This window comes from Paraburkholderia bengalensis, from assembly GCF_037126505.1.
In the GTDB taxonomy this organism is placed as follows: Bacteria; Pseudomonadota; Gammaproteobacteria; order Burkholderiales; family Burkholderiaceae; genus Paraburkholderia; species Paraburkholderia bengalensis.
The window spans coordinates 1-9,505 of sequence record NZ_JACFYJ010000170.1 but is presented as its reverse complement, the minus strand read 5'-3'; the positions used below and the strand labels follow the sequence as shown (position 1 = coordinate 9,505).

General features: G+C 61.9%; 7 protein-coding genes and 1 pseudogene. 3 read left to right on the top strand and 5 right to left on the bottom strand.

Annotated elements, in window-relative coordinates; genetic code table 11:
• The 3 genes from H3V53_RS41455 to H3V53_RS41445 all read right to left on the bottom strand — a co-directional run.
• A partial coding sequence (locus H3V53_RS41455) for a porin (RefSeq protein ID WP_336602778.1) occupies positions 1-852 on the bottom strand: 852 nt, incomplete at its 3' end.
• Between the two features lie 226 nt (positions 853-1,078).
• Positions 1,079-2,965 carry a bifunctional sugar phosphate isomerase/epimerase/4-hydroxyphenylpyruvate dioxygenase family protein gene (locus tag H3V53_RS41450; protein ID WP_336602777.1) on the bottom strand — a complete coding sequence of 629 codons (1,887 nt, stop codon included), beginning with the start codon at positions 2,963-2,965 and terminating at the stop codon, positions 1,079-1,081.
• Positions 2,966-2,991: 26 nt separating this feature from the next.
• The gene (locus H3V53_RS41445) at positions 2,992-3,837 is read right to left on the bottom strand and encodes a 3-oxoadipate:acetyl-CoA acetyltransferase (RefSeq protein ID WP_054926139.1); all 846 of its coding nucleotides are present in this window, start codon (positions 3,835-3,837) and stop codon (positions 2,992-2,994) included.
• Positions 3,838-4,250: 413 nt separating this feature from the next.
• Here H3V53_RS41445 and H3V53_RS41440 point away from each other — a divergent pair, with 413 nt between their 5' ends.
• Positions 4,251-5,021, top strand: coding sequence for an IclR family transcriptional regulator domain-containing protein (locus H3V53_RS41440; protein ID WP_054926137.1), 771 nt, complete (start codon positions 4,251-4,253; stop codon positions 5,019-5,021).
• Positions 5,022-5,058: 37 nt separating this feature from the next.
• The gene (locus tag H3V53_RS41435) at positions 5,059-5,736 is read left to right on the top strand and encodes a phosphoribosyltransferase (RefSeq protein WP_336602776.1); all 678 of its coding nucleotides are present in this window, start codon (positions 5,059-5,061) and stop codon (positions 5,734-5,736) included.
• A 73-nt stretch (positions 5,737-5,809) separates the two neighbouring features.
• Here the strand turns inward: H3V53_RS41435 and galU are convergent, their stop codons facing one another.
• Both galU and H3V53_RS41425 read right to left on the bottom strand, forming a co-directional pair.
• Positions 5,810-6,703 (bottom strand): UTP--glucose-1-phosphate uridylyltransferase GalU, encoded by an 894-nt coding sequence (gene galU, locus H3V53_RS41430; protein WP_054926142.1) that lies wholly within the window; start codon positions 6,701-6,703, stop codon positions 5,810-5,812.
• Positions 6,704-6,963: 260 nt separating this feature from the next.
• Positions 6,964-7,107 (bottom strand): hypothetical protein, encoded by a 144-nt coding sequence (locus H3V53_RS41425; RefSeq protein WP_336602775.1) that lies wholly within the window; start codon positions 7,105-7,107, stop codon positions 6,964-6,966.
• Positions 7,108-7,349: 242 nt separating this feature from the next.
• Between H3V53_RS41425 and H3V53_RS41420 the strand changes: the two are divergent.
• Positions 7,350-8,532, top strand: a pseudogene (locus H3V53_RS41420) (acyltransferase family protein).
• Positions 8,533-9,505: the final 973 nt, after the last annotated feature.

Genomic DNA, 9,505 nt, shown 5'->3' with positions numbered 1-9,505 from the left:
GTACTGCACGTTCGTGTAGGTCGCCGTGATGTCGAACTGGCTGCTGAACGTGTAGCCCGCGCCGACCGCGAAGCGCTGCTGCGACTGCGCCGTCTGGTAACCGTTCGTCACGGCCGACACGCCCGCCTGCGCGCCTGCGTTCGACGTCGCCGAGTCGGTGCCGAACGGGCCGCCGTTGACCGTCGAGTTGTTGATCTTCGAGAAGCCCACGGCCAGCCCGATCGGGCCTTGCGCGTACTGGATCGCCGCGCTCCACGTCGAGCCGCGGTACACGCTGTCGGGCACGCCCGCGAACGAATACGAGCCGCTGAACTTGAAGCCGTAAAGCGTCGGCGACATGTACAGCAGCGTGCTGTTCGCGCGATAGATCGTGTCGAGGCCGTCCACGTCGCCCGGGTGCGCGCCGTAGAAGCCGGTGAGCCACGTGGTCGGGCTGTACGGCGACAGCAGCTGGTAGTACGACGCGTACTGACGGCCCGCCGTCAGCGAGCCATACGTGCTGTTCGATACGCCGACGAACGCCTGACGGCTGAACATCAGGTTGTTCGTCGACATCGCGCCGCTGTTGGCGCTAAAGCCTTCTTCGAGCGTAAAGATTGCCTTCGTGCCGCCGCCGAGATCTTCCGCGCCCTTCAGGCCGAAGCGGCTGCCCGCCCACACGCCCGTGATCATCTTGAACGCCGAGTGGCCGCCCGAGGTCGAGCCGAGCGTGGTCGAACTCGACTGGTAACCGATACCGTTATCGACGATGCCGTACAGCGTGACGCTGCTTTGTGCGAACGCGGGTGCCGCCGTGGCCAGCGATGCGCCGATGACGAGTGCCGCTTTCACTTCGGGGTAACGTCTTTTCATCTCCAAGTCCTTTTGTGTTTAGGTGTTATTGCGCTGCTTCGCATCGCTGCGTCACATTGCTTTATCGGCGGTGACAGAACGCACGGACAAACGGGCTCGTCGCCACCTGTGCTGCGTGGTATCGCTGAAAACCGAAGTGCTGCGGGGAATCGGTACTGCGTGAATCGCTACGGGTAATCACTGAGTGCGATGCCCGCGCGATTCCTCACTGCAAACAGCGCGTCGCTCAGCTCGCCTTGCGCTGCGCCTGCGCTGCGAGCCTCACGGGCGCATTGACGGCGCCATATCCGTCATAGCCGCCCTTGCGCTGCACGACCTCAAGAAAGAAGCGGCCATCCATTTGCTCGGTGTAGACGTGGAAGAATTCGCCGCCCTGTGCATCCCTGTCGTAGAGGATGTGCGCGTCGCGCATCTTCGCTACCGTCGAGTCAGCGAAATCGTAACGCGCTTCAAGGTCATCGTAATAGTTTGATGGGATGCGCAATAGCCGAACGTCGCGTGCGCGCAACTGTTCGACGGCTGCGAAGATGTCGTCGGTGACAAATGCCACATGATTCAGGCCGCAACCGTGGTACGTGTGCAGCGATTGCGCCGTCGACGTGCGTCCGTCTTCCGACGCATTCAGCACGATGCGCACCGATCCGTCGGCGCTGCGCACCGCGCGGCTGCGCACGAGACCGTAGGGGTCGGGAAGCAGCCAGGCCGGCTCGGCCTCGAAGCCGAACACCGCCTTGTAGTAAAGAATCCATGTATCCAGCTGATCGGCGGGCAGGTTCAGACAGACGTGGTCGATGCGTTCGAGCGCGCCCTGCCCGGCCTGAGCGCCGTTTTCCGGCGTGAGGACGAAGTCCGCTTCATAGAGCGTCGGCTCGTCGGGCCGCGCATCGACGAAGTAATGCAGACTGCCGTCGGGCGCGCGCACGCCCGGCACGACACGCTCGTTCGGTCCGACGCGGCCCGAAAACGGTGCATAGCCGAACGACGTCGCGCGTTCGAACACACGCGCTGCATCGTCGACCTGGAACGCGGATGCGCACAGCGACAGCCCATGCGTGTGAAAGAACTCGCTCGCAAACGAATCGGTTTCGGCATTCAGCACGATTGATGCGTCGCCTTGCTGAAACAGCGTGACGTCTTTCGAACGATGCTTGCCCGCCTTGTGAAAGCCCGCTTCGGCGAAGCGCTGCGCGAGACGCGGCGCGCCCGTCGAATCGACGGCGAATTCGATGAACTGAAATCCTGAATGCGAAGGCGGCGCGGGCGGCGTGAAGAGCGGCTGCGCGGCGGGTGCGCCGGCGTGCTTGCGCGCGGCCTGCTCCTCGAGATAGAGCAGCGAGCGATAGCCGTCTTTTGCCGTGGCGGCCGTCGGCGCGGCGCGAAAACCGTCGTTGAAGATCTCCAGCGAGAACGGGCCTGCATAGCCGGTTGCGAGCACGCGGTCCGCGAAGCGTGCGAGGTCGAAGTCGCCCTGCCCCGGAAAGCAGCGGTAATGACGGCTCCATTCGAGCACGTCCATCTTCTGCAGCGGCGCATCGGCGATCTGCACGAACGCAATGCGATCGCCCGGAATGTCCGCGATGGGATCGACAGGATCATCGATCGACAGCGTATGGAAGCTGTCGAGTATCACGCCTAGCCTCGGATGATTGACGGCATCGACGAGCTTCCACGCGTGGCGATACGAATACACGTGCTTGCCCCACGCGAGCGCTTCGAAGCCAACGCGCACGCCTTCGCGTTCGGCGAGCATCGCGAGCTGGCCGAGCTGATCGACGATCAGCGCATCGTCCGCAATCACGTTCGCATTGACGTTGCTGCACACGAGCACGAGGTCGGTGCCGAGTTCGTGCATCAGCTCGAACTTGCGTTGCGCGCGGTTCAGGTTCTGCGCAAGGCGTTCTTTCGGTACGCCCTCGAAATCGCGAAACGGCTGGAACAGCATGATCTGCAGGCCAAGATCGGCGCAGCGCCTGCGAATGTCGGCAGGCGAGCCGTCGAAATACAGCAGATCGTTCTCGAAGATCTCGACGCCGTCGAAGCCTGCCGCGCGGATGGCAGCGAGCTTTTCGACGAGCGTGCCGCTAACCGACACAGTGGCAATGGAGCGAAGCATGGTATGGCTCGAATGATCAGTCGTCTTCAGGCGGCGGGCTTGATCGCCAACATCTCGCGAGCCTGCTTCGCGGTTGCAACGGGGCGGCCGTATTCGCCGCACAGCTTCGCCACGCGCTCGACGAGTTGCGCGTTGCTTTTTGCCAGCGTGTCCTTGTCCCAGCGGACGTTGTCTTCGAGGCCCGTGCGGCAATGGCCGCCCATTTCGAGCGTCCAGTAATTGACTTCGAGCTGATGACGCCCGATACCCGCTGCCGTCCACGTCGCGCTCGGCAGCAGTTTCTTCAGTTGCGCGACTTCGAATTCGAGAATCTCGCGGCGCGCGGGCAGCGCGTTCTTCACACCCATCACGAACTGCACGTGCACGGGTTCTTTCAGCAGACCCTGCTGGACGAGATCGACGGTGCTGTAGAGCATCGCCAGGTCGAAGATTTCGATTTCAGGCTTCACGTCGTGATCGAGCATCGACTGCGCGAGCGCGCGAACGAAATCGGGCGGGTTCTCATAGACGGTGGTCGGGAAGTTCACCGAGCCCGTCGCCAGCGACGCCATATCGGGACGCAGGTCGAGCATCGCGCCGCGCTGCTCGAACGAGCGGCCGCGGCCCCCCGTCGAAAACTGAATGATGATGTCGGGGCAATGCTTGCGGATGCCTTCCTGCAACGCCGCGAAGCTGTTGCGGTCCGAGCTGGAGCGCTCTTCCTCGTCGCGCACGTGCAGATGCACGAGCGAGGCGCCTGCTTCGTACGCTTCGTGTGTGCTTTCGATCTGCTCGGGCACCGAAATCGGTACTGCGGGATTGTCCTTCTTGCGCGGCACGGAGCCCGTGATCGCGACGGAGATGATGCAAGGCTGATTCGTGGTGTCACTCATGGCAGAACCTTCTTCGATGGAACCCGTCATGCAGGGCGACGCATGCGCTGTACCTGTCCGGGCAATGCCAGGCGTGCGCGCTGAGGTGGCTCAAGAATAGGCAAGCAGGCGTTGACGGGCAATGCTCCATAGCGTGAAAGCGTTCGTTAATCGCACGACGTTGTGCGATTAACGCGCGCTTCTCGGGTTTGCACCAGGCCAGCCGGCTCCGCCGCGCCTGCGTTTCCTGGTGACACTGCAGTGCTGCTTAATTCGATTCGCGGGCAGCTTTGTCATTCGATCGATACGTCCAACCGCTCTCGCAAGAGCAGAACAAAAACGGAAGACGTGAGCGATAATCGCGCGTGCGGATGCGTTAGCCGCGCAATTCAAGGGCCATCCGCTTCCGGGTTATCCACTACAAGGCCTTCACCATGAGCCGACCGCCATTGGACAAACGCGACTGGATCGCGGGCCTCGAAAAAGGTCTCGCGATACTCGAATCTTTCGACAGCGAGCACGCGCGCCTCACGCCGAGCCAGGCCGCGCAACTGACAGGCATGACGCGCACGGCCGCGCGCCGCTATCTGCTGACACTCGAGCATCTCGGCTACGTGCAGGGCGACGGCAAGCTTTACGGGCTCACGCCGCGCGTGCTGCGAGTCGGCTGGTCGTATTTCGATTCCGCGCGTCTGCCGAAAACCGTGCAGCCCTATCTTCAGCAATTGAGCGCGTCGATCAACGAATCCGTCTATGTGAGCGTGCTCGACGACTGGGAACTCGTGTTCATCGCGCGCAACGGCACGTCGCGCGTGATGACGACGGGCTTCGTGCTCGGCGCGCGCGTGCCCGCCCCGCTCACCTCGCCGGGCGTCGTGCTGCTTGCCTATCACCGCGATCAGGAAGCGATGCAGACGTGGCTCAACGAAACCGAACTCGCGCCGTTCACGCCGCACACGGTCACCAACAGAACAGGTCTGCTCGAAAAGATCCGCCGCGCGCAGGCCGACGGTTTTGCCGTCATCGAGCAGCAGCTCGACATCGGCGTGCGCGGCGTGGCCGTGCCGATGAAGAACCGGCACGGCGAAGTCGTCGCGGCCCTTAGCACCAACATGCCGATGGGCAAGGAAACCACGGAGGCCGCGCTCAATCGCGTCCTGCGCGCGCTGCAGGAGTCGGCCCTTTCGATGCTCCACGTCCTATAGTGAATGACGTAGAGGTCGTGGACGTGGGGGGCGAATCATGCACCGTCGATTTGCGGATCGCGCCGACGCGGGCCGTGCGCTCGCAGAGCAGTTGAAGCATTACGCGCAACGCGGCGACGTGATCGTGCTGGGCTTGCCGCGCGGCGGCGTTCCTGTTGCCTATGAGGTTGCGCAGGCGCTCGGCGCGCCGCTCGATGTGCTCGTCGTGCGCAAGCTCGGCGTGCCGTGGCAATGCGAACTGGCGATGGGCGCCATCGCATCGGGCGACGCGCTGTATGTGGATGAAGAATTGATGCGCGAGGCCGACGTATCGAAGCCCGAATTCGAGCGCGTGCTTGCCGGCGAAAAAGCGCAGCTCGCACGCCGCGAGGCGCTGTTTCGCGACCCGCAGCGAGCGCAGATCGACGTCGCGGGACGCATCGCGATCATCGTCGACGACGGCCTGGCGACGGGCGCTTCGATGAAAGCAGCCGCGCGCGCATTGCGCGCACGCACGCCCGCACCCGCGAAAATCGTCGCCGCGTTGCCTGTTGCGCCGCGCGATGCCGAAGCACGGATCGGCAGCGACGTCGACGAGGTGGTCTGCGTCGCCGCGCCCGAGATGTTCTTCAGCGTGAGCCAGTTCTACGCCGACTTCAGCGAAACCACCGACGACGATGTGCGCGCAATACTTGCACGCGCATCGCCGGCCAGCGGGCCCGCCGCACGCGGATGACGCGCGCGCTCGCGCCCACGCAGCGGCAGCGCGACGGCCGATAGACCTGTCGCCGTTGCCGCCCGCGTTGCTTTCATGCAGCGACTGCCGTCAGATGCAGCGGCAGATAGCTTTGCAGATAGTCCTCGAATTCCGCGCGCACTTCGGGGTGGCGCAGCGCGAATTCCACCGTGGCCTTCAGGTAGCCGAGCTTGCTGCCGCAATCGAAGCGCGTGCCGAAGTAGCGATAAGCGAGCACCTGCTCTTCCGTCAGCAGCGATTGCAGCGCGTCCGTCAGCTGGAGCTCGCCGCCCGCGCCCGGCTTCAATGCGCGGATGTGCTTGAAGATGGTCGGCATCAGCACGTAGCGGCCGACTACGCCGAGATTCGACGGCGCCTTCTCGGGCGCCGGCTTCTCGACGATGCCCGACAGCTTGATGACGTCCTCTTCCCACTCCTTGCCGTCGACGACGCCATACGAACGGCTCGCTTCGCGCGCGATCGTTTCGACGCCGACGACCGAGCTGTGATAGTGGTTGAACACATCGACGAGCTGCTTCATGACGGGCTGCTCGCTGTGCAGCAGATCGTCGGCGAGGATCACGGCGAACGGACTGTCGCCGACCAGCTTTTCCGCGCACAGCACGGCATGGCCGAGACCGAGTGCTTCCGCCTGACGCACATAAAAGCAGTCGACGTTCGACGGTTTGATGCTGCGCACCAGCTCGAGCAACTGCTCCTTGCCGCGCGCTTCGAGTTCCGCCTCGATTTCATAGGACTTGTCGAAGTGATCTTCAATTGCGCGCTTGCTGCGACCCGTGACGAAGATCATTTCGGTGATGCCTGCTGCAATCGCTTCTTCGACCGCGTACTGGATCAGCGGCTTGTCGACGATGGGCAGCATCTCCTTCGGGCTCGCCTTCGTGGCAGGCAGAAAACGTGTGCCGAGGCCCGCAACAGGAAAGACAGCTTTGGTGACTTTCAGCATGGTATGCATTTCCACTCGGTTGATTGAATGTATGCAATCGCCGTGTGAGCCGGCGGATTGTCGTCCCGAATGAGACTAGCGCAAAATAATTCGAAATGTGATCGAAAGCGGCGCTGGAATAATTCCAGTGAATTTCTTAAGCAAGTTTATTCCATTATTTGGAAACCATGCCGAAACAATGACGCAGACGCACTCCAATGACATGCATGTTTCATAAAAATAATTTCGCGGCTATGCAAGGTGGGCCCGGCGAGCTGACGTCACTCGTGCTCGTCGAACTGCGGCATCTTTTCCGGGTTCATCCGGATATGTCCGATGGGCTCGTTGCGCAATGCTTCACGGTACGCGGACACGGCAACCAGTAGCAGCAGCACGGCCACGCCGGCGATCAAATGCAGGTTCACGATCCTTCCCCTGTCAAAGTTTTTCCACGCATCAACCTAACACGAAAAAAACATCAAATAATTCACCTTGCATTCGGAGTTTGACAGTGATAGCGGTAAGTCACTGCGTGTGCAGTATCGAATAATTCAAATCATTTCTTGTCGTTTTTTTATACAGCCATTCGCCTACGATAGGCAGCCGGGCGTGGTGCGTGTCGACTGGCCGCGCGTCCATTTCTTTCATCATTTGACAAGGACCGCGTATGAGCGATACAGCAATCGGCACGACAGGCTCGAGCGTGTCCTTCGGGGCCGCAGCATGCAGCGATGCGAAAGCCGCCGACAAGGAACACGTGATCGACGCGATGCGCGGCTTTGCTGCGCTGCTGGTGGCTTATTTTCATTGCCGGCAGGTCGAATGGGTTGGCATGCAGAGCTTTCATCACGCGGGCAAGACGTTCGATCTGAACACGATCGTTGCGTACCTGACGCTGCCGATTGCATGGGGCTCCGCGGGCGTGCCCATTTTTTTTCGTCATCAGCGGTTACTGCATTCATCGTGGCGCGGCGCGGCGGCTGGCGGCGAATCCCGCTTACCAGCTCGACGCGATGAACTTCTGGGCGCGTCGCTTCGCGCGAATTTATCCCGTGCTGTTTGCCGCCCTGCTGCTGACGTTTGCGCTGGACTGGACGAGCCTGCATTTTCCGCCCGTCAATCACAAGATTCTCGACATCGGACCGAAGGCTTTTTTGGTCAATCTGTTTTCGCTGCAAGGCGTGGCGGGCAAGACGTATGGATCGAACGGCGCGTTGTGGACGCTGTCGATCGAGGTGCAGTTCTATGCTGTCTATCCGTTGCTTTTTGCGTTGCGCCGACGGCTGGGCATGGTGCCCGTGCTCGCGCTGGTGGCCGCCGTCAATATTGCGTCGATGTTTGTGTTTGAACGGCACGATCTGCAATTCTTCACGTCCTACTGGTTCTCGTGGACGCTGGGTGCGTGGATCGCCGAACGGCAGGTCGCGCTCGATGCGCAAACGCCGCGCAGGCCGTGGCTGGTGTACGGCGCGGCGGCGTTGCTGATCGCACTGGGCTGTGTTGCGTTCCACTTTGGCCAGTACCTTGCATTTCAGACGTGGGCGCTCGGGTTCGCGTGCTATCTGAGCGAAGCGCTCAAACCTCGTCGTACCAGCGACACGCCTCTCGTTCGCGTGCTGTCGCGGTTCGGCGATTTCAGTTTTTCGCTGTATTCGATTCATTTGCCGATCTTCGTGCTGCTGTCGTCGGTGGTGTATCGGTCTGCGTTGCAGATGTCGATCTTTCCGACGTTTGGGTTCATGGTCGTCGCTGTCGCGGTTGCCTGGGTTTTTTACCGGTGTGTCGAGTTGCCGGCGATGAAGTGGTCTGCGAGCATGGGTGCACGCCCTTTGCGTGGGCATCCGCTATAGCGGTGTTTGCTGCGCACGCGTTGGCGTGGTGTGTTTGCCCTTTGCGCGGGCATCCGCGATGGCGGTGTTTGCTGCGCCCGCGTTGGCGTTGCGTGTTTGCCCTTTGCGTGAGCATCCGCGATGGCGCCTTCGCGACGCAAGCGTTGCCCCTGTGCGGGGCGGCACCTACTTTTCTTTGCCGCCGCAAAGAAAAGTAGGCAAAAGAAAGCGGGCTAACACCGCCAATCCTTGACCGTTACCCACGGGCTCTCAACGTCCCCTTTGTTCACGCGACAGTTATCTATTTCGCGTGAGTCGCCAACGCATCCCGAATCGACTCATCCGCTTCATGCGCGCGCGTCACTGCACGCATCCGTGAATGGCACGCGCCCCTTTGCGGCAAACTCTGTGTAGGTCGTCGCACTTCACGCGACGATCGCTTCGCGATACCCAACCAATTCAGGCGCTGCCAATTGCGGCGAGATCACCTACACAGAGTTTGCCGCACCGGGCGTTAAAGGTCAGACGGGGCGCGCGTGTGCACGGACGCATGAAGCGGGTGAGGCGCACCGCAAGCACGTTGGCAGCAAAAATCGAACGGCGCGGTGCCGCCTGAAGTGTGGGGACGTTGAGGGCTCGTGGGTAACGGTCAAGGATTGGCGGTCGTAGCCCGCTTTCTTTGCTTACTTTCTTTGCGGCGGCAAAGCAAGTAGGTGCCGCCCCGCACCGGGGCAACGCTTGCGCCGCGAGGCGCCATCGCGGATGCCCGCGCGAAAGGGCAAGCACACCACGGCAACGCTTGCGCCGCGAGGCGCCATCGCGGATGCCCGCGTAGAGGGCGATCACACATCAGAAAAGCCTGCGCAGCAAAGTCCGCGCTCAGCGCACTCCCGCAGCCACACTGGCCAAAATCCTCTCCACCCCTTCCACGTACGCCTGGGTACCAAACTTCCGCACGGCCGTCTGATAGCCCCTCGCAACAAGCCTGTCGCGC